General features: G+C 58.4%; 19 protein-coding genes. 14 read left to right on the top strand and 5 right to left on the bottom strand.

The window, feature by feature from the left end; translation table 11 throughout:
* Positions 1–82: 82 nt before the first annotated feature.
* A complete protein-coding gene (locus tag ACRC4F_RS02665; protein WP_438657955.1) occupies positions 83–1777 on the bottom strand; it encodes a lactate permease LctP family transporter in 1695 nt (564 codons plus the stop codon).
* A 262-nt stretch (positions 1778–2039) separates the two neighbouring features.
* Between ACRC4F_RS02665 and ACRC4F_RS02660 the strand changes: the two genes are divergently transcribed.
* A complete protein-coding gene (locus tag ACRC4F_RS02660) occupies positions 2040–2807 on the top strand; it encodes a GntR family transcriptional regulator (RefSeq protein ID WP_438657954.1) in 768 nt (255 codons plus the stop codon).
* Between the two features lie 165 nt (positions 2808–2972).
* Here ACRC4F_RS02660 and smpB read toward each other — a convergent pair whose 3' ends face one another.
* Positions 2973–3455: an SsrA-binding protein SmpB gene (smpB, locus tag ACRC4F_RS02655; RefSeq protein ID WP_109627898.1), complete on the bottom strand. Its 483-nt coding sequence runs from the start codon at positions 3453–3455 to the stop codon at positions 2973–2975.
* Between the two features lie 118 nt (positions 3456–3573).
* Here smpB and ACRC4F_RS02650 point away from each other — a divergent pair, with 118 nt between their 5' ends.
* The 3 genes from ACRC4F_RS02650 to ACRC4F_RS02640 are packed head-to-tail and all read left to right on the top strand — an operon-like array spanning position 3574 to position 5726.
* Positions 3574–4977 (top strand): sodium-dependent transporter, encoded by a 1404-nt coding sequence (locus ACRC4F_RS02650; protein WP_438657953.1) that lies wholly within the window; start codon positions 3574–3576, stop codon positions 4975–4977.
* A 7-nt stretch (positions 4978–4984) separates the two neighbouring features.
* Complete coding sequence (locus ACRC4F_RS02645) at positions 4985–5419, top strand: type II toxin-antitoxin system RatA family toxin (RefSeq protein WP_438657952.1); 435 nt, start codon at positions 4985–4987, stop codon at positions 5417–5419.
* Positions 5412–5726, top strand: coding sequence for an RnfH family protein (locus ACRC4F_RS02640; RefSeq protein ID WP_438657951.1), 315 nt, complete (start codon positions 5412–5414; stop codon positions 5724–5726). The genes ACRC4F_RS02645 and ACRC4F_RS02640 overlap by 8 nt, the downstream gene beginning before the upstream one ends.
* A 61-nt stretch (positions 5727–5787) precedes the next feature.
* Here the strand turns inward: ACRC4F_RS02640 and ACRC4F_RS02635 are convergent, their stop codons facing one another.
* Positions 5788–6315, bottom strand: a complete 528-nt coding sequence (locus ACRC4F_RS02635) for an outer membrane protein assembly factor BamE (RefSeq protein WP_438657950.1) — start codon at positions 6313–6315, stop codon at positions 5788–5790.
* Positions 6316–6412: 97 nt separating this feature from the next.
* Here ACRC4F_RS02635 and fur point away from each other — a divergent pair, with 97 nt between their 5' ends.
* On the top strand, positions 6413–6817 hold the full coding sequence (gene fur, locus ACRC4F_RS02630; RefSeq protein WP_003197684.1) for a ferric iron uptake transcriptional regulator: 405 nt from the start codon (positions 6413–6415) through the stop codon (positions 6815–6817).
* A 75-nt stretch (positions 6818–6892) separates the two neighbouring features.
* Here fur and recN read toward each other — a convergent pair whose 3' ends face one another.
* Positions 6893–8566, bottom strand: a complete 1674-nt coding sequence (gene recN / locus ACRC4F_RS02625; RefSeq protein ID WP_438657949.1) for a DNA repair protein RecN — start codon at positions 8564–8566, stop codon at positions 6893–6895.
* A 239-nt stretch (positions 8567–8805) separates the two neighbouring features.
* On the opposite strand from recN, the gene grpE reads away from it, so the two are divergent.
* From grpE to ACRC4F_RS02585, 8 genes are all read left to right on the top strand, one after another.
* Complete coding sequence (grpE, locus tag ACRC4F_RS02620) at positions 8806–9372, top strand: nucleotide exchange factor GrpE (RefSeq protein ID WP_438657948.1); 567 nt, start codon at positions 8806–8808, stop codon at positions 9370–9372.
* Between the two features lie 102 nt (positions 9373–9474).
* Entirely contained in the window at positions 9475–11391 is a 1917-nt protein-coding gene (gene dnaK, locus ACRC4F_RS02615) for a molecular chaperone DnaK (protein ID WP_438657947.1), read from the top strand.
* 297 nt (positions 11392–11688) lie between these two features.
* Positions 11689–12813, top strand: a complete 1125-nt coding sequence (gene dnaJ, locus ACRC4F_RS02610; RefSeq protein ID WP_438657946.1) for a molecular chaperone DnaJ — start codon at positions 11689–11691, stop codon at positions 12811–12813.
* Positions 12814–12823: 10 nt separating this feature from the next.
* Complete coding sequence (gene dapB, locus ACRC4F_RS02605) at positions 12824–13627, top strand: 4-hydroxy-tetrahydrodipicolinate reductase (RefSeq protein ID WP_438657945.1); 804 nt, start codon at positions 12824–12826, stop codon at positions 13625–13627.
* Between the two features lie 258 nt (positions 13628–13885).
* Complete coding sequence (gene carA / locus ACRC4F_RS02600) at positions 13886–15022, top strand: glutamine-hydrolyzing carbamoyl-phosphate synthase small subunit (RefSeq protein ID WP_438657944.1); 1137 nt, start codon at positions 13886–13888, stop codon at positions 15020–15022.
* A gap of 121 nt (positions 15023–15143) precedes the next feature.
* Positions 15144–18365: a carbamoyl-phosphate synthase large subunit gene (carB, locus tag ACRC4F_RS02595; RefSeq protein WP_438657943.1), complete on the top strand. Its 3222-nt coding sequence runs from the start codon at positions 15144–15146 to the stop codon at positions 18363–18365.
* On the top strand, positions 18362–18838 hold the full coding sequence (gene greA, locus ACRC4F_RS02590; protein WP_008029775.1) for a transcription elongation factor GreA: 477 nt from the start codon (positions 18362–18364) through the stop codon (positions 18836–18838). The genes carB and greA overlap by 4 nt, the downstream gene beginning before the upstream one ends.
* Before the next feature lie 28 nt (positions 18839–18866).
* The gene (locus tag ACRC4F_RS02585) at positions 18867–19271 is read left to right on the top strand and encodes an MFS transporter (protein ID WP_438657995.1); all 405 of its coding nucleotides are present in this window, start codon (positions 18867–18869) and stop codon (positions 19269–19271) included.
* A 9-nt stretch (positions 19272–19280) separates the two neighbouring features.
* Here the strand turns inward: ACRC4F_RS02585 and ACRC4F_RS02580 are convergent, their stop codons facing one another.
* Entirely contained in the window at positions 19281–19589 is a 309-nt protein-coding gene (locus ACRC4F_RS02580) for a YhbY family RNA-binding protein (RefSeq protein ID WP_007942889.1), read from the bottom strand.
* A gap of 105 nt (positions 19590–19694) precedes the next feature.
* On the opposite strand from ACRC4F_RS02580, the gene rlmE reads away from it, so the two are divergent.
* Entirely contained in the window at positions 19695–20324 is a 630-nt protein-coding gene (gene rlmE, locus ACRC4F_RS02575; protein ID WP_438657942.1) for a 23S rRNA (uridine(2552)-2'-O)-methyltransferase RlmE, read from the top strand.
* Positions 20325–20353: the final 29 nt, after the last annotated feature.

The raw sequence follows: 20353 nt of genomic DNA, 5'->3' as shown, positions 1-20353 counted from the left end.
AGCAGCCTTGCAGACCGGGGTGTGAATAGCTGACGCCGGAATCGTGGTCCGGCGTCGGTTTTTGCGTTTTATCGTGTAGGACTTAGTGCACCAGCATGCCGGTGAGCCAGTAGGCCTGGACGTAAGTGATCAGGCCGACAATCGTTGCAAAGAACAGGCTGTGCTTGAGGGTGAAGCGGAACAGATCCGATTCCTTGCCCACCAGGCCGGTCGCGGCGCAGGCCACGGCGATCGATTGTGGCGAGATCATCTTGCCGGTCACGCCACCGCTGGTGTTTGCCGCTACCAGCAACACATCGCTCACGCCGATCTGGTGCGCGGTGGTCGCTTGCAGCGAACTGAACAGCGCGTTGGACGAGGTATCGGAACCGGTCAGGAACACGCCCAGCCAGCCGAGGAACGGCGAGAAGAACGGGAACGCCGCGCCGGTGCCGGCCAATACCAGCGCCATGGTCGAAGACATGCCCGAGTAGTTGGTAACGAAGGCGAACGCCAACACCATGCCGATCGAAAGGATCGGCCAGCGCAGCTCGTAGAAGGTCTCTTTCAACGTGGTCAGACCAGTTTTGAAGTTGATCTTCAGTACCAGCATCGAGATCAGTGCGGAGAAGAAAATCGCCGTGCCGGTCGCGGAAATCGGGTCGAGCTTGAACACCGCAGGGATGGCGGTCGGCGCAGTCACGATCGGCGCGACCTTGATCACCATCTGGTCCAGGTGCGGGATGGCGAAGTTGAACACCCAGCTGTACATCGAACCGCCGGCGGCGAACATTGCCTTGAACGGTTTCAGGGTCCAGATGGTGACCAGCACGGTGAGAATCAGGAACGGCGACCAGGCTTTGACGATTTCGAACAGACTGTAAGGCGACGCCACGCTGGTGCGCGGCTGGCCGAAACCACCGGCGCTGGCGGTCACCACCGAGGCGGAGACGGCACCGGCGATGTGTTGGCCGGCGGCGCGTTTTGGCTGCCAGACTTTCAGGAACAGCGTCAGGGAAATCAGGCTGGCCAGGGCCGAGGTGATGTCCGGCAACTCAGGGCCGATGAAGTTTGACGTGAAGTATTGGGTGATGGCAAAGCTCAAACCGGCCACCAGCGCAGCAGGCCAGGTCTCACGAACGCCGCGCAGGCCGTCCATCATGAACACCAGCCAGAACGGCACGAACAACGACAGCAGCGGCAGTTGGCGACCGGTCATGGCGCCGATCTTGAACGCGTCGATGCCGGTCACTTGCCCGGCCACGATGATCGGAATCCCCAAGGCGCCGAAGGCTACCGGCGCGGTGTTGGCGATCAGGCACAGGCCCGCGGCGTACAGTGGGTTGAAGCCGAGTCCTACCAGCAAGGCGGCGGTAATTGCTACCGGCGCACCGAAACCGGCGGCACCTTCCAGGAACGCACCGAAGCAGAAACCGATCAGCAGAACCTGCAAGCGCTGGTCGTCGGTGATCGACAACACCGAGCTGCGGATCACTTCGAACTGACCACTCTTGACCGTCAGTTTGTAGAGGAACACGGCGGCGACAATGATCCACGCTATCGGCCACAGACCGTAGGCAAAGCCATAGCCTGCGGCGGCAAAGGCCATATCGACCGGCATCTGGAAAGCAAAGATTGCCACGGCGATGGACAACGCCAGGGTGATGCTGCCGGCCACGTGCCCTTTGAGGCGGAACACCGCCAGCGCCAGGAAGAAAAACACGATGGGGATAACGGCGGCGAGCGCGGAGAAGCCAAGGCTGCCGAGCGGGGTATAGAGCTGTTGCCAGGTTTGCATATGGGGTGGCCCCTAATTGTTGTTGGTCAGGCACTGGTCAGCGTTCTTGGTTAATTGGTAATACCAATTTACAATCGCTGTTGGCTAGGGTAAAAGCGTTGTGTGCGGCGTGTCAATTTGTCGCCCTGAGACTTTTGTCGAATAAACGCTGTGGCGCGTGCTTGATCCGCTTTAACAAATGCCGTCTGGTAGGTGCTGGCACAGCGCCGATAGGCCAGAATAGAGGGCCCGGCGAGCCGTCGGGACTGTGGAGAATTGAGTTATGGGGTTTGATCAGATTCGTCAGCGCCGTTTGTCTGACGATATTGTCGAGCAGCTCGAGGGGATGATCCTCGAAGGCACGTTGAAGTCTGGTGAGCGCTTGCCAGCCGAACGCGCGTTGGCCGAGCAGTTCGGCGTGTCACGCCCTTCGTTGCGCGAAGCGATCCAGAAACTGGCGGCCAAGGGCTTGCTGGTCAGTCGCCAGGGCGGCGGCAATTATGTGGTGGAGTCGCTGGGTTCGACCTTCAGCGATCCGCTGTTGCATCTGCTGGAAAGCAACCCCGAAGCCCAACGCGATCTGCTGGAATTTCGCCATACGCTGGAAGCGTCCTGCGCCTATTACGCGGCACTGCGCGCAACCGATGTCGACCGCGAGCGGCTGACGGCGGCCTTCAATGAATTACAGGATTGCTATACGCGTCATGACGAAGTGAGCCGGGCGGAAGAGGGCGCGGCGGATGCGAAATTTCACCTTGCGATTGCTGAGGCCAGTCATAACGCTGTGCTGTTGCACACCATTCGTGGGTTGTTCGATCTGCTCAAGCGCAACGTGGTGACCAACATTGGCGGCATGTACAAACAGCGCACGGAAACCCGCGACATGCTGATCACGCAGCACCGGGAGTTGTACATGGCGATTATCGAGGGAAGGGCGGAGCAGGCACGGGAAGTGTCCAGCCGACACATCCTGTATGTGCAGGAAGTGCTGGAAGAGGTGCGTCAGGAAGTGCAGCGAATGGCTCGGGCGGAGCGGCGCAAGGGGATGTAGTCAGGTGAGCTGTGGCGAGGGAGCTTGCTCCCGTTGGGGCGCGAAGCGGCCCTCAAACCAGTCAATACATTTCCACAGGAAGATTGTATTGACCGGTTTGCGACTGCTGCGCAGCCGGACGGGAGCAAGCTCCCTCGCCACAAAAGCCGCGATCAGGCAGGAAGATTATTCTTCCTTGCCCTTGTTACGCACCGCACGCTGCAGCTCTCGACCCGCATCGCGCTCGCGTTCGGTATCACGCTTGTCGTATTCCTTCTTGCCCTTGCCCAGAGCGATCTCGCACTTGACCATGTGCTTGCTCCAGTACCAGGACAGGCAGACGCACGCGTAGCCTTTTTGCTGCACGGCGGCGGCCAGCTTTTCCAGCTCGCGGCGGTTGAGCAGCAATTTGCGGGTGCGGGTCGGATCGGCGATGACGTGGGTGCTGGCCGTCATCAGCGGCGTGATATGACTGCCAAGCAGCCAGGCTTCGCCATCCTTGAGCAGCACGTAACTGTCAACCAGTTGCAGCTTGCTTGCCCGCAGACTTTTTACTTCCCAGCCGGCCAGGACCAGACCAGCCTCGAACTTATGCTCGATGAAGTAATCGTGTCGCGCCTTTTTATTCTGCGCGATGGTCCCTGTTGGGTGTTTCTTCTGTTTAGCCATAGGGGCGGCATTATAGGGAGTTGCACGCGAGTCGGCTACGGTATCGCTACGTGCTTGAGCAGGTTGATTGAATCCCGGACAATGCGGCCTCTTTTTTGAACGCTTGGGCGTGATAACGATGTCGACAGACAAGGTTTCTGTCCACGGCAGTTGGGCTAGCCGCTGGGTCTTCATACTCGCCGCGACCGGTTCGGCCGTGGGCCTGGGTAGTATCTGGAAATTCCCGTACATGGTCGGCGTCTACGGCGGCGGCGCTTTCGTGCTGATGTTTCTGGCCTGTATCGCGCTGATCGGTGTGCCGGTCATGCTGGCCGAAACCCTGATCGGCCGCCGCGCGCGGCAGAGCCCGGCCAACGCCTTGAAGGTGCTGGCGGTGGAGGCGGGGCATTCGGGCAAGTGGTCCTGGGGCGCATTCGCCGGGATGATCACGGCGTTGCTGATCCTGTCTTTCTATAGCGTGGTCGGCGGCTGGTCTCTGGATTACATCATCGACATGGGCCGTGGCGACTTCCAGGGGGCAACGCCTGATCAGGTGGGCGCTTACTTTGGCAATGTGATCGCCGATCCGTGGCGCCTGACACTTTGGCACACGATTTTCATGCTGCTTTCGGCGGTGGTGATCGCCAAGGGCGTGGTCGCGGGGTTGGAGCGCAGTCTGCGGATCATGATGCCGCTGCTCTTTGTGATGATACTGGTGCTGCTGGGTTACAGCATGACCACCGGGCATTTCATGGAAGGCGTGCATTTCATGTTCGACTTCCACCCCGAAAAAGTCCTCGATGGCTTGTTGCCGGCCATGGGGCACGCGTTCTTCTCCCTGAGCGTAGGCGTTGGTTCGATCATGATTTACGGCGCTTACATGCCCAAGCATTCGTCGATCTCCGGCACCGTGGTCGGCGTGGCGCTGCTCGACACCTTTGTTTCGCTGGTGGCAGGCCTGGCGTTGTTTCCGATTGTCTTCGCGGCGGGCCTGAACCCGAGCGAAGGCCCGGGGCTGATGTTTGTCAGCCTGCCGTTTGCCTTCGGTAACGTAGCGTTCGGCCAGTTGATGGGCGTAGTGTTCTTCGTGCTGGTCGCGGTGGCTGCCTGGAGTTCGGCGATTTCCCTGCTTGAACCGATGGTGGCTTACCTGGTCGAGCGCACGAAGGTCAGCCGCGCCTGGGTGACCTTTTGGTTGGCATTCATTTGCTGGTTTGTCGGTCTGGGCACGGTGTTTTCCTTCAATATCTGGAAGGAAGCCAAATTTTTCGTGAACGAAGGCGGGATGTTCCATCTCTATCAATGGGGTGCGGCCAGTGGCCTGGACTTCTTTGGCGTGATCGATTTCTTCACGTCGCGGATCATGTTGCCACTTGGTGGTTTGTGTTTCGTGGTGTTTGCGGGCTGGGTGATGGGGCGTGAAGCGGTGCGCGACGAGTTGTCGATTCGCAGCCCTGGGTTGTTCGCCCTGTCCTTGTTCCTGATGCGCTATGTGGCGCCCCTCGGCATTCTCGTAGTGTTTGCCGCACAGCTGTGGAAGTGACGCTGACATGACGACACACATTCAACGTTCGGCGCTGCTGCCATACCCGGCGCAAGCGCTTTATGACCTGGTCAACGACGTGGCGCGTTACCCGGAGTTTCTGCCGTGGTGTTCGACCGCCGAAGTGCTGGAAAGCACGCCCGAACATATGCGCGCGAGCGTCGGTGTGGCCAAGGGTGGTTTGAGCCAGCACTTTGTAACCAGAAACGCTTTAGTCCCCGGCCATTCAATCGAGATGAACCTCGAGGAAGGTCCTTTCACTCAATTGCACGGCATCTGGGTGTTCAAGCCGCTGGGCGAAAAGGCCTGCAAGATCAGCCTGGACCTGTCGTTCGATTATGCCGGGCCGATTGTTCGCGCAACCCTGGGGCCGCTGTTCAATCAGGCGGCGAATACGCTGGTGGACGCGTTTTGCCAGCGTGCCAAACAAATGCATGGTTGAGTCGATGGTTGACGTCGAGGTGGTCTACGCCGCTGTTGATCGTCAAGTGCTTCTCTCTGTGACGGTGCCAGCAGGTACGACCGTGCGTGCGGCATTGCTGAAGTCGGGCGTCGGCGAGATCTTTTCGGAGCTGAATCTGACCGATTGTCCGGTGGGAATCTTCGGCAAAGTGATCGCTGACGCAGACAGTCGACTTGTCCAGGCGGGGGATCGCATTGAGATTTATCGGCCGTTGCTGGCAGATCCGAAAGAGGTTCGCCGGCTCCGTGCTGCCAAGGCCGCTGAAGCCAAAGCCCGGAATCAGTAATTCGCTCAAGCGCAGGACAATAAAAAACCCGGAGATTCCGGGTTTTTTATTGCGTCGCAAATTATTGCGGCGAGGTTTCCAGCGGTTCTGGCGTCGGGACCGGCACGGTTTCTACACCGTCTACGTCCTTCTGGATCTGGTCCAGCAACGAACCTGGCTTGACCGGTTTTTCCGGCTTCGGCTTCTCGACGTTTTCGGCTGGCGCGGTCACGTTAGTGCCACTTTCCTTGCCGAGAATGGCTTCATCCCGACTGACGCCCGGCATGAAATCGCCAGAAAGGCTGACAAGTTGGTCATTTGGGTTGAAGATAACGCTAATGCGTTCCTGTTGGCGTTCACCGCCACCCGGTTGCAGGCTGTACAGATAATCCCAGCGATCGGCATGGAACGTGTCGGTCAGCAGGGGATTGCCCATGATAAACCGTACTTGCTTACGGGTCATTCCCGGGCGTAACTGGTTTATCATGTCCTGCGTGACGACATTGCCCTGCTGGATGTCGATTTTGTAAACCCCGGGGAATGAACAACCGGCGAGTGCGAGCAGTCCCACAAAGGTGAAACTGGTTAGCAAGAGCTTGGTGTTTTGCATCGGTGGGCGACTTCCACTATCTTGGCTGGGACAACGTAAACGCCGATCATACCCGCATTAAGAGAAGCTGCGAAGCAGCATCGCGAGAAAGCTGACCATGGTTGAAAATAGCGAACTACGCAAAGCCGGCCTCAAAGTGACCCTTCCACGGGTCAAAATTCTGCAAATGCTCGATTCCGCCGAGCAACGCCACATGAGTGCCGAGGATGTTTACAAGGCGCTGATGGAGGCTGGTGAGGACGTCGGTCTGGCCACGGTTTACCGTGTACTGACTCAGTTCGAGGCAGCTGGCCTTGTGGTGCGGCACAACTTCGACGGAGGCCATGCGGTCTTCGAGCTGGATGACGGCAAGCATCACGACCATATGGTCAACGTCGAAACCAGCGAAGTGATCGAATTCTTCGACGAAGAAATCGAGCGCCTGCAGAAAGCCATCGTCGACAAGTACGGCTTCGAGATGGTTGATCACAATCTGGTGCTGTACGTACGCAAGAAAAAGTAAGCGTGTCGCGCGAATTTCACATTCGCGAAACGAACGAAGGCGACCCCAGGGTCGCCTTCGTGCTGTCTGCCGTTCTTAAATTTTGGCGGTGACGACCATTTTTTTCGCGTGAGCCAGTGATTCCTTGGTCAGGTCGATGCCGCCGAGCATTCGCGCCACTTCTTCGACGCGATCATTCTTGCTCAGCTTGGATACAGCGGTGTGGGTTGCCTCTTCGCCGCGCACCTTGTGCACAAACAGATGTTGGTGGCCCTGAGCGGCCACTTGCGGCAAGTGCGTTACGGTCAGTACTTGTCCGCGTTCACCGAGTCGACGCAGCAACTGGCCAACGATTTCGGCAGTCGGTCCGCCGATGCCCACGTCCACTTCATCGAATACCAGCGTCGGTACGCGTGAGGTCTGTGCGGTGATTACCTGAATAGCCAGGCTGATCCGAGACAGCTCGCCACCGGAGGCCACTTTAGCCAAGGCTTTTAATGGCTGGCCGGGGTTGGCGCTCACCAGCAGCTCTACCTGCTCAAGCCCATTGGGCAAGAGTTCATCACTGCTGTTAGGGCGCAATTCGATCGTGAAGCGACCGCCGGGCATGCCCAGTCGCTGGATTTCCTGCTCCACGGCGCTGGCCAGGCTGTTCGAGGCTTGATGACGCAAATCGCTAAGCTCCCGAGCCTTCTCTTGATAATGACGGGCATAAGAAGCCAGCTCATCGCTCAGTCGCTCGATGGATTCGTCGTTGGCGTTCAGGGTTTCGATTTCATCCAGCAAGCGCTGCTGCATCTCCGCGACCTCGGTCGGCTGGATGCGGTGCTTGCGCGCCATGGTGTAGATCGCGTCCAGGCGTTCTTCGAGGTACTGGAGGCGCGCTGGATCGGCGTCGAAGTTGTCGAGGAAGCGGTTCAGCTCGCCCACGGCTTCTTCAACCTGTATCTGTGCGCTGGTCAGCAGGCTGCTGGCTTCACCCAGCGCACCGATCGAGTTATTGACGCTCGAAAGACGATTGAGGCTGGCGGTAAGAGCATTCAGGACATTCCCGGAATCACTTTCGCTGCATTGCTCAACCACTTGCCGGCAGATGCCCAGCAGGGTTTCGGCGTTGGTGAGGTTCTTGTGTTCCTGCTCCAGTTGCTCCAGCTCGTTTTCGCCGAGGCCGAGATTTTCCAGCTCTTCGAGTTGATAGCTGAGCAATTGATGACGAGCACGTTGCTCGTCGCCGGAGTTGGAGAGGCGTTCCAGCTCCTGGCGAGTCTGGCGCCAGCGTTGGGCGGCCAGTTGCACCTGGCGGGCAAGGTCGGTGGCACCGGCGTATTCGTCGAGCAGGCGGCGGTGAGTGTCGGTCTTGAGCAGGGATTGGTGTTCGTGCTGGCTGTGGATATCAATCAGCAGTTCACCAAGGGCCTTGAGATCGCCGAGCGGGCAGGGTGTGCCGTTGATATAGCCGCGCGAGCGTCCTTCCGCGGTTATTACCCGCCGCAGGATGCACGGGCCATTGCTCTCCAGGTCGCGCTCCGCCAGCCAGGCGCTGGCTTCCGGGATGTCGATCAGGTCGAAAGTCGCCAGGATATCGGCCTTGTCGGCGCCGGGGCGGACGACGCCACTGTCGGCGCGATCGCCCAGGGTCAGGCCCAGGGCGTCGAGCATGATCGACTTGCCGGCGCCGGTTTCCCCGGTTATCACGCTCATCCCGCGATCGAGTTCAAGATCGAGATGTTCAACGATGGCGTAGTTATGTACGGACAGGTGCACCAGCATAAAGGCCGCTCCCAGGCTTTTGGTCTGGTTATTTATACAGTGTTTTATTTGCGGCTGACAATGCCCTCGCTTGGCTCGATTTGCTCGGTCTGACGAAATGCTTGGTTCCCGAGCAATCGCAATGCAGCGTTTTTTGTAGGGTTAATCGCAACCCGCCCCTTGAAGCTGATTTTTGCGGCCCCATATACCGGGACAGAAGCGCGAGTTGAGCTCGCGGACGTTATTGAAAGGAGAATTCTATGGCTGACGAACAGACAGTGGATACGCAAAATCTAGACGCCGATCAGGCTGCCCAGGATTCGGGTGATGAACTGGCGGCTCGTGTACAAGTGCTCGAAGAGCAATTGGCTGGCGCTCATGATCAGGCTTTGCGTGTAGCGGCTGATCTGCAGAACGTCCGCCGTCGCGCCGAGCAGGATGTAGAAAAAGCTCACAAATTCGCCCTGGAAAAATTTGCTGGCGATTTGTTGCCGATCATCGACAGCCTGGAGCGCGGTCTGGAGTTGTCCAACCCGGATGACGAAAGCATCCGTCCAATGCGCGAAGGTATCGAACTGACCCTGAAAATGTTCCAGGACACCCTGAAGCGTTATCAGCTGGAAACGATCGATCCGCATGGCGAACCGTTCAACGCCGTACAGCATCAGGCAATGGCCATGCAGGAAAGCGCCGACGTTGAGCCGAACAGCGTGCTCAAGGTGTTCCAGAAGGGCTATCAGCTCAACGGTCGCCTGCTGCGCCCGGCCATGGTCGTGGTCAGCAAGGCCCCTGCGCCAGTTTCGCCTTCTATTGACGAGCAGGCTTGAAATTGGCCGCAAGGCCCCCATTTATAAGTCAAGCGTTTAAGTGCTACCGCAGTTAGCCACCACTGCTGCGGCAACCAAATCCAAAGTTTCGGGAGAGTGAACATGGGCAAAATTATCGGTATCGACCTGGGGACTACCAACTCCTGCGTCTCCGTGATGGAAAACGGCAAAGCCAAAGTTATTGAAAACGCTGAAGGCGCGCGTACCACGCCGTCGATCATCGCGTATGCCAACGATGGCGAAATCCTGGTTGGCCAGTCGGCCAAGCGTCAGGCTGTGACCAATCCGCATAACACCCTGTACGCGGTGAAGCGTCTGATCGGTCGTAAGTTCGACGAAGAAGTCGTGCAGAAAGACATCAAGATGGTGCCTTACAAAATCGCCAAGGCTGACAACGGCGACGCGTGGGTAGAAGTGAACGGCCAGAAAATGTCGCCGCCACAAATCTCGGCTGAAATTCTGAAGAAAATGAAGAAGACCGCCGAAGACTACCTCGGCGAGCCAGTGACTGAAGCGGTGATCACCGTTCCGGCCTACTTCAACGACAGCCAGCGTCAAGCCACCAAAGACGCCGGCCGTATTGCTGGCCTGGACGTAAAACGCATCATCAACGAACCAACCGCAGCTGCTCTGGCTTACGGTATGGACAAGGCGAAGGGCGATCACACCGTGATCGTTTACGACTTGGGCGGCGGTACTTTCGACGTTTCCGTGATCGAAATCGCTGAAGTCGATGGCGAGCACCAGTTCGAAGTGTTGGCCACCAACGGTGACACGTTCCTGGGCGGTGAAGACTTTGACATTCGTCTGATCGACTACCTCGTCGACGAATTCAAGAAAGAAAGCGGCATGAACCTCAAAGGTGATCCGCTGGCCATGCAGCGCCTGAAAGAAGCCGCTGAAAAAGCCAAGATCGAGCTGTCCTCGAGCATGTCGACCGACGTGAACCTGCCGTACATCACTGCAGACGCCACCGGTCCCAAGCACTTGAACGTGAAAATCTCCCGCGCCAAGCTCGAAGCGCTGGTAGAAGACCTGGTTCAACGCACCATCGAACCTTGCCGCATCGCTCTGAAAGACTCCGGTATCGACGTTGGCGCCATCAACGACGTGATCCTGGTAGGCGGTCAGACCCGTATGCCACTGGTTCAGAAGCTGGTGACCGAGTTCTTCGGTAAAGAGGCACGTAAAGACGTGAACCCGGACGAAGCCGTTGCCATGGGTGCTGCCATCCAGGGCGCCGTATTGGCAGGTGACGTGAAAGACGTTCTGCTGCTCGACGTCAGCCCGCTGACCCTGGGTATCGAAACCATGGGCGGCGTGATGACCGCGCTGATCGAGAAAAACACCACGATTCCTACCAAGAAATCGCAGGTGTTCTCGACTGCCGACGACAACCAGGGCGCCGTGACCATTCACGTGCTGCAAGGTGAGCGTAAGCAAGCGGCTCAGAACAAGTCCCTGGGCAAGTTCGACCTGGCCGAGATTCCACCAGCACCACGTGGTGTGCCGCAAATTGAAGTGACCTTCGACATCGACGCCAACGGCATCCTGCACGTCGGCGCCAAAGACAAGGCCACCGGCAAGACTCAGTCGATCGTGATCAAGGCCAACTCCGGTCTGTCCGAGGAAGAAATTCAGCAGATGATTCGCGATGCTGAAGCCAACGCCGAGGAAGACAGCAAGTTCGAAGCGCTGGCAGCGGCTCGTAACCAGGGCGATGCACTGGTTCACTCGACGCGCAAAATGGTCGCTGATGCTGGCGATAAAGTGACTGCTGAAGAGAAGACCGCAATCGAAGCTGCTGTTGTTGCTCTGGAAGCCGCTGTCAAAGGCGACGACAAGGCTGCAATCGAAGCCAAGGTTGAAGAGCTGTCGAAAGTCTCCGCTCCAGTGGCGCAGAAGATGTACGCCGAACAGGGTCAACCTGCTGAAGGCGCGGCACCGCAGGATGACAAGGCTGAAAAAGCTGATGACGTTGTCGATGCCGAGTTCGAAGAAGTCAAAGACCACAAGTAAGTTGTTGGTCGCCCGGTTGACTGCCTTCAGGCGGTGACTGGTAGGATGTCGCCGCGCGGGAGCCTGCTCCCGCGTTGGCGTGTCTGGAGTACATGAATTTTTACAGCATGCGACAACGCTCGTGTGCTGATGGTATGGCCGGGAATGCTCCTGCTTTTCGAGCCGAAAGTACCGCATTGAATCAAAGACCAGGATCGTTGAATTGACGTGAGTTGGGTCCGGGCCTGTATTGGGGCTCAACGAGTTTGGCGAGGCTCAGGAGGGGTTTGCCGGACGTCCTTAAGAGTGCAAAGACTTATGGCAAAGCGTGACTATTACGAAATATTGGGTGTTGAGCGTGGCTCAAGCGAAGCAGACCTGAAAAAGGCCTACCGTCGCCTGGCGATGAAGCACCACCCGGACCGTAATCCCGATGACAAAGCGTCGGAAGAGATGTTCAAGGAGGCCAACGAGGCCTACGAAGTGCTGTCCGATTCCAGCAAGCGCGCGGCGTACGACCAGTACGGTCATGCCGGCGTCGACCCGAGCATGGGTGGCGGCGGTGCCGGTTTTGGCGGTCAGAACTTCTCCGACATCTTTGGTGATGTCTTCAGTGACTTCTTCGGTGGTGGTCGCGGCGGTTCCCGTGGCGGCGCTCAGCGCGGCAGCGACTTGCGTTACACCCTGGAGCTGAACCTGGAAGAAGCGGTGCGCGGCACGACCGTGAATATCCGCGTTCCGACACTGGTCAACTGCAAGCCATGCGACGGCTCGGGTGCCAAGAAAGGCTCCTCGCCAGTCACTTGCCCGACGTGCGGCGGTATTGGTCAAGTGCGCATGCAGCAAGGCTTCTTCTCGGTGCAGCAGACCTGCCCGCGCTGCCATGGCCAAGGCAAGATCATTTCCGACCCGTGCAACTCCTGCAACGGCGAAGGCCGTGTCGAAGAGTACAAAACTCTCTCCGTGAAAGTGCCGGCCGGCGTTGATACCGGTGATCGCATTCGTCTGTCCGGCGAAGGCGAGGCGGGTGCCCAGGGAGGTCCGACGGGCGACCTGTACGTGGTGATCAATGTGCGCGAACACGCGATCTTCCAGCGTGACGGCAAACACCTGTTCTGCGAAGTACCGATCAGCTTTGTTGATGCTGCGCTGGGTGGCGAACTGGAGATTCCGACCCTTGATGGTCGGGTCAAACTGAAAATCCCTGAAGGGACTCAGACCGGCAAGCAGTTCCGCGTTCGCGGCAAAGGCGTCGCGCCCGTGCGTGGCGGCGGTGCCGGTGACTTGATGTGCCGTGTGGCGGTCGAAACCCCGGTCAACCTCGGGCGTCGTCAGCGCGAATTGCTGGAAGAATTCCGCAGCTCGCTGGCCGACGACAATAGCCATTCGCCGAAAACTACCGGTTGGTTCGAAGGCGTGAAGCGCTTCTTCGGCGATTTGTAAGGAGAAAGGCATGCGACGTATTGCAGTGATGGGCGCCGCCGGGCGCATGGGCAAAACCCTGATCGAGGCCGTGCAGCAACAGCCGGGCTCGGGTTTGACGGCTGCCATCGATCGTCCGGACAGCTCGCTGGTTGGTGCCGACGCTGGTGAGTTGGCTGCGCTGGGTCGTATTGGTGTGCCGCTGTCGGGTGATCTGGATCGCGTGGTTGATGAGTTCGACGTGCTGATCGACTTCACGCACCCGACGGTGACCCTGAAGAACCTCGCGTTCTGCCGCAAGCATCACAAGGCAATGATCATCGGTACCACCGGTTTCAGCGTTGAAGAGAAGCAGTTGCTGGCGGAAGCGGGCAAGGACATTCCGATTGTCTTTGCGGCTAACTTCAGTGTCGGCGTCAATCTTTGCCTGAAGCTGCTCGACACCGCTGCCCGTGTGTTGGGTGATGATGTCGATATCGAAATCACTGAAGCCCACCATCGGCACAAAGTCGATGCGCCGTCCGGTACTGCCGTGCGTATGGGTGAAGTGATTGCCGATGCGCTGGGGCGTGATTTGAAGAAAGTGGCGGTTTACGGTCGTGAAGGCCAGACCGGTGCCCGTGCTCGCGAAACCATCGGCTTCGCCACTGTGCGTGCCGGTGACATCGTCGGCGATCACACCGTGCTGTTCGCCGCGGATGGTGAGCGTGTCGAGATCACGCACAAAGCATCCAGCCGCATGACCTTTGCCAAGGGGGCCGTGCGTGCAGCGTTGTGGCTGGAAGGGCGCGAGCCCGGCCTTTACGACATGCAAGACGTGCTCGACCTGCGTTAAGAAGTGCCCGAAATCGGGTTCAAACACAGCGTTTGAGCCCGGTTTTACTCCGCCAAGCGACTTCCTGTCGCATTCCCCGGCCTTTAAGGCTCATTGGCGGTAGACCAAAAATGCCTTTTTCTGTAAGCTACAGCTTTAGTGTGTTCACTAAAAGCGCGCAGAATAATTCAGTGAATGAGCGGGGTGACGTGTCCATACGTCACTCCGCTTTTTTACACCTGCGATCGCCCTTTCAGGCTTTATTTACGGGAGGTCTTCTTGACTAAGCCAGCCATACTCGCCCTTGCTGATGGCAGCATTTTTCGCGGCGAAGCAATTGGAGCCGACGGTCAGACCGTTGGAGAGGTGGTGTTCAACACCGCCATGACCGGCTATCAGGAAATCCTTACCGATCCTTCCTACGCCCAACAGATCGTTACCCTGACTTACCCGCACATCGGCAACACCGGCACCACGCCGGAAGACGCCGAGTCCAACCGCGTATGGTCTGCTGGCCTGGTCATCCGTGACTTGCCACTGGTTGCGAGCAACTGGCGTAACACGATGTCTCTGTCCGACTACCTGAAAGCCAACAATGTTGTGGCAATCGCCGGTATCGACACTCGCCGCCTGACGCGCATCCTGCGTGAGAAAGGCGCACAGAACGGCTGCATCATGGCCGGTGACAACATCTCCGAAGAAGCCGCCATCGCCGCAGCTCAGGGTTTCCCTGGCCTCAAAGGCATGGACCTGGCGAAAGTCGTCAGTACCAAAGAGAAGTACGAGTGGCGCTCGACTGTCTGGGACCTGAAAACCGACAGCCACGCGACCATCGAAGCTTCCGAGCTGCCATACCACGTGGTGGCCTACGACTACGGCGTCAAGCTGAACATCCTGCGCATGCTGGTCGAGCGCGGTTGCCGCGTGACCGTGGTGCCGGCTCAAACGCCAGCTGCCGATGTTCTGGCGATGAATCCGGACGGTGTGTTCCTGTCCAACGGACCTGGTGACCCGGAGCCTTGCGACTACGCGATCCAGGCGATCAAAGACGTGCTGGAAACCGAGATTCCGGTATTCGGTATCTGCCTTGGTCACCAGCTGCTGGCCCTGGCCTCCGGCGCCAAGACCCTGAAAATGGGTCACGGCCACCACGGTGCCAACCACCCGGTCCAGGATCTGGACACCGGCGTTGTAATGATCACCAGCCAGAACCACGGTTTTGCGGTAGACGACGCGACCTTGCCAGCCAACGTTCGCGCGATCCACAAATCGCTGTTCGACGGCACCCTGCAAGGCATCGAACGTACCGACAAGAGCGCCTTCAGCTTCCAGGGTCACCCTGAAGCCAGCCCTGGCCCGAACGACGTAGCGCCATTGTTCGATCGCTTCATCAACGAAATGGCCAAGCGACGCTAATCGCTCGCCTTGATGTTGCAAAGCCTGTGGGGCGGTCCCGAAAACCGGCGACCCCCCTCAAGGCTTAACAGATTGAACAAGACGGCTTGCCGACTGACCTGCGGATTTGAGTGACAAACCCATGCCAAAACGTACAGACATTAAAAGCATCCTGATTCTCGGCGCTGGCCCGATCGTGATCGGCCAGGCCTGCGAATTCGACTACTCCGGCGCCCAGGCCTGCAAAGCCCTGCGCGAAGAGGGTTACCGCGTCATCCTGGTGAACTCCAATCCAGCGACCATCATGACCGACCCGGACATGGCCGACGCCACCTATATCGAGCCGATCAAGTGGCAGACCGTTGCCAAGATCATCGAGAAAGAGCGTCCGGACGCGCTGCTGCCGACCATGGGTGGCCAGACCGCTCTGAACTGCGCCCTGGACCTGGAGCGCGAAGGCGTTCTGGAGAAATTTGGCGTAGAGATGATCGGCGCCAACGCTGACACCATTGACAAGGCTGAAGACCGTTCGCGCTTCGACAAGGCGATGAAATCCATCGGCCTGGATTGCCCGCGTTCGGGTATCGCCCACAGCATGGAAGAGGCCAACCTGGTCCTCGAGAAGCTCGGCTTCCCGTGCATCATCCGTCCGTCCTTCACCATGGGCGGCACCGGCGGCGGTATCGCTTACAACCGTGAAGAGTTCGAAGAAATCTGCGCCCGTGGTCTCGACCTGTCTCCGACCAAAGAGCTGCTGATCGACGAATCGCTGATCGGCTGGAAAGAGTACGAGATGGAGGTTGTCCGCGATAAAAAGGACAACTGCATCATCGTCTGCTCCATCGAAAACTTTGACCCGATGGGCGTGCACACCGGTGACTCGATCACTGTGGCTCCTGCACAAACCCTGACGGACAAGGAATACCAGATCATGCGTAACGCCTCGTTGGCGGTATTGCGCGAGATCGGCGTGGAAACCGGCGGCTCCAACGTCCAGTTCGGCATCTGCCCGGACACTGGCCGCATGGTAGTCATCGAGATGAACCCGCGTGTATCCCGCTCCTCGGCACTGGCCTCGAAAGCCACTGGTTTCCCGATTGCGCGTATCGCTGCCAAGCTGGCGATCGGCTACACCCTGGACGAACTGCAGAACGAAATCACCGGCGGCGCCACTCCGGCGTCCTTCGAGCCGTCGATCGACTACGTCGTGACCAAGCTGCCACGTTTCGCTTTCGAGAAATTCCCGAAAGCCGATGCACGCCTGACCACTCAGATGAAGTCGGTGGGTGAAGTCATGGCCATCGGCCGGACTTTCCAGGAATCCCTGCAGAAAGCTTTGCGCGGCCTGGAAGTGGGCGTTTGCGGCCTGGACGAGAAGCTCGACCTGAGCAATCCGGAAAGCATGAGCATCCTCAAGCGCGAACTGACCGTGCCGGGTGCCGAGCGTATCTGGTACGTGGCTGACGCGTTCCGCGCCGGTCTGTCGGTTGAAGACATCTTCGGCATGAACATGATCGACCCGTGGTTCCTGGTGCAGATCGAAGATCTGATCAAGGACGAAGAGAAGGTCAAGACCCTGGGTCTGGCCAGCATCGATCGCGACGTGATGTTCAAACTCAAGCGCAAAGGTTTCTCCGACATGCGTCTGGCCAAGCTGCTGGGTGTGACCGAGAAAGCTCTGCGCCGCCACCGTCACAAGCTCGAGGTTTACCCGGTCTACAAGCGCGTTGACACCTGCGCGGCCGAGTTCGCCACCGACACCGCCTACATGTACTCGACTTACGAGGAGGAGTGCGAAGCCGCACCGTCGGGCCGCGACAAGATCATGATCCTCGGCGGCGGTCCAAACCGTATCGGCCAGGGCATCGAGTTCGACTATTGCTGCGTACACGCGGCACTGGCCCTGCGCGAAGACGGTTACGAGACCATCATGGTCAACTGCAACCCGGAAACCGTCTCTACTGACTACGACACTTCCGATCGCCTGTACTTCGAGCCAGTGACCCTGGAAGACGTACTGGAAATCGTCCGCGTCGAGAAGCCGAAAGGCGTGATCGTCCAGTACGGCGGCCAGACCCCGTTGAAACTGGCTCGTGCCCTGGAAGAAGCCGGCGTGCCGATCATCGGCACCAGCCCTGACGCCATCGACCGTGCCGAAGACCGTGAGCGCTTCCAGCAAATGGTCGAGCGCCTGAACCTGCGTCAGCCGCCTAACGCCACCGTGCGTAGCGAAGATGAAGCGATTCGTGCCGCGGCCAAGATCGGTTACCCGCTGGTGGTTCGTCCGTCCTACGTACTGGGCGGCCGCGCGATGGAAATTGTCTACGAAGAAGAAGAACTCAAGCGCTACCTGCGCGATGCGGTGAAAGTGTCCAACGACAGCCCGGTGCTGCTCGACCACTTCCTCAACTGCGCCATCGAAATGGACGTGGATGCGGTCTGCGACGGTACCGACGTCGTGATCGGCGCGATCATGCAGCACATCGAGCAGGCCGGCGTTCACTCCGGTGACTCCGCGTGCTCCCTGCCGCCGTACTCGCTGCCGGCTCACATCCAGGACGAGATGCGCGAACAGGTCAAGAAAATGGCCCTGGAGCTGGGCGTGGTCGGCCTGATGAACGTTCAGTTGGCGCTGCAAGGCGAAGACATCTACGTCATCGAAGTCAACCCGCGCGCTTCCCGTACCGTACCGTTCGTGTCCAAGTGCATCGGTGTTTCCCTGGCAATGATCGCGGCTCGCGTGATGGCCGGTAAAACCCTGAAGGAAATCGGCTTCACCAAAGAAATCATTCCGAACTTCTACAGCGTGAAAGAGGCGGTGTTCCCATTCGCCAAATTCCCTGGCGTGGACCCGATCCTGGGCCCAGAAATGAAGTCCACCGGTGAAGTGATGGGCGTGGGCGATACCTTCGGCGAAGCGTTCGCCAAGGCTCAGATGGGCGCCAGCGAAGTGCTGCCGACCGGCGGTACTGCGTTCATCAGCGTACGTGACGACGACAAGCCACTGGTTGCGGGCGTGGCCCGTGATCTGATCAACTTGGGCTTCGAAGTGGTTGCCACTGCCGGGACTGCCAAGCTGATTGAAGCCGCAGGCCTGAAAGTGCGTCGTGTGAACAAGGTGACCGAGGGTCGTCCACACGTGGTCGACATGATCAAGAATGACGAAGTCACCCTGATCATCAACACCACCGAAGGTCGTCAGTCGATCGCTGACTCGTACTCCATTCGTCGTAATGCCTTGCAGCACAAGATCTACTGCACCACCACCATTGCTGCTGGCGAAGCCATCTGCGAAGCGCTGAAGTTCGGTCCCGAGAAGACCGTGCGCCGCTTGCAGGATCTACACGCAGGATTGAAGGCATGATCAAGTACCCAATGACCGTCCAGGGCGCGAAAGCCCTGGAAGAAGAACACGCTCACCTGACCAAGGTCGTCCGTCCGAAGCTAAGCCAGGATATTGGCACGGCCCGCGAGTTGGGTGACTTGAAGGAAAACGCCGAATACCACGCTGCCCGCGAGCAGCAGGGGATGGTCGAGGCGCGGATTCGTGATATCGAAGGCCGGATTCAGAATCAGGTCATCATCGACGTCACGTCCATTCCTCACACCGGCAAGGTGATTTTCGGTACCACCGTTGAAATCGCCAACGTCGAGACCGACGAGCGCGTCACTTACCACATCGTGGGTGAGGATGAAGCTGACTTCAAACTCGGCAAGATTTCGGTAGGTTCACCGCTGGCCCGCGCCTTGATTGCCAAGGAAGAGGGTGACGTGGTTGCCGTGAAAACGCCGGGTGGCGTTATCGAGTACGAGATTGTCGAAGTCCGCCACATCTGAAAGAAGGCGCCCGCTCCGTGCGGGCGCCATGCTTTGGCAGCTGACTCAGATGTTGTGGGTGGGCGGCCTGTGGCTGTTACACATCGGTCTGCTGCCGGTGCTGGGCCAGATAGGCCTGGCGCCGCTGCTGATCGACGAAATTGCAGGCGTGCTGAATGCGCTAGTGGTGGTTTTCGCCGCAGCGTGTGTGATTTTTCAGGCTTTGGTGCTGATTCAGGCCGAGGGCCTTGCCAGTCTATGGCGCGATATTCGCGGGCAAATGCTGCTGATGGCGCTGTATGCGTGCGGGATGTTTTTCGCGGTGCGCTTCGGTTGGCCGGATGCCGTGCGCTGGCAGGTGTTCAGCTATCTTGTTCTGGGCTTTTCCGGGCTGGTGCTGGTGTTGCAGCCCGTGCCTGGATGGAGTGGCAGGGTGCGCGAAGCACACCCTTGACCCTTGCCATCACTTGAAGCGATGAACGTTCGACAGCTGCTTGTTGACGCTGAAGTTCTTGCGATAAATCAGTGCCATCTTGCCGATGACCTGAACCAGGTCCGCTTTGCCGACCTTGCACAGTTCTGCAATGCTCGCCAGGCGCGACTCGCGATCGAGGATGTTGAGCTTGATTTTAATCAGCTCGTGATCCGCCAAAGCACGTTCAAGTTCGGCTAACACACCTTCAGTCAAACCGTTGTCAGCCACAATCAAAACCGGTTTCAGATGGTGGCCAATGGATTTGTACTGTTTCTTCTGCTCTTGAGTGAGCGGCATAATCTGACCCCTGCGTCTGATCTTGTAAAAAGCGGCGGCCAGTTTACCCGAGCGAGTCCGGGACCGCCCAGTTAATCACGACCCGTTTTATTTTCGAGGTGGCCCGTGGCCCGTTCCAAGACAAGCCTTAAATGGCTGCAAAGACATGTCAATGATCCCTATGTGAAGCAGGCGCAGAAGGATGGTTATCGCTCGCGTGCGAGTTACAAGCTTCTGGAGGTCCAGGAGAAATACAAGCTGATCCGTCCGGGTATGAGCGTTGTCGACCTGGGGGCGGCGCCCGGCGGCTGGTCGCAGGTCACCAGTCGGCTGATCGGTGGTCAGGGGCGTCTGATCGCCTCGGACATCCTGGAAATGGACAGCATTCCGGATGTGACTTTCATCCAGGGTGACTTCACCCAGGACGAAGTGCTCGCTCAGATCCTTGAAGCCGTGGGTAATTCGCAGGTAGACCTTGTGATTTCCGATATGGCCCCCAATATGAGTGGTACGCCTGAGGTGGACATGCCAAAAGCCATGTTTCTATGTGAACTGGCTCTTGATCTGGCGACTCGAATACTTAAGCCGGGTGGTAATTTCGTGATCAAGGTGTTCCAGGGTGAAGGGTTTGATGCTTACGTGAAGGACGCCCGTCAGAAATTCGACAAGGTCCAGATGATCAAGCCGGACTCTTCTCGTGGCAGTTCCCGCGAGCAATACATGCTGGCATGGGGCTACCGGGGCCGGAGTGAGTAAATCGAGGTTTTTTTGCGGGTCGATAGGTT

The sequence above is a fragment of the Pseudomonas sp. genome, from assembly GCF_051660785.1.
GTDB lineage: Bacteria > Pseudomonadota > Gammaproteobacteria > Pseudomonadales > Pseudomonadaceae > Aquipseudomonas.
The sequence above is the reverse complement of the archived record's forward strand: the minus strand, read 5'-3'. Positions and strand labels throughout refer to the sequence as shown.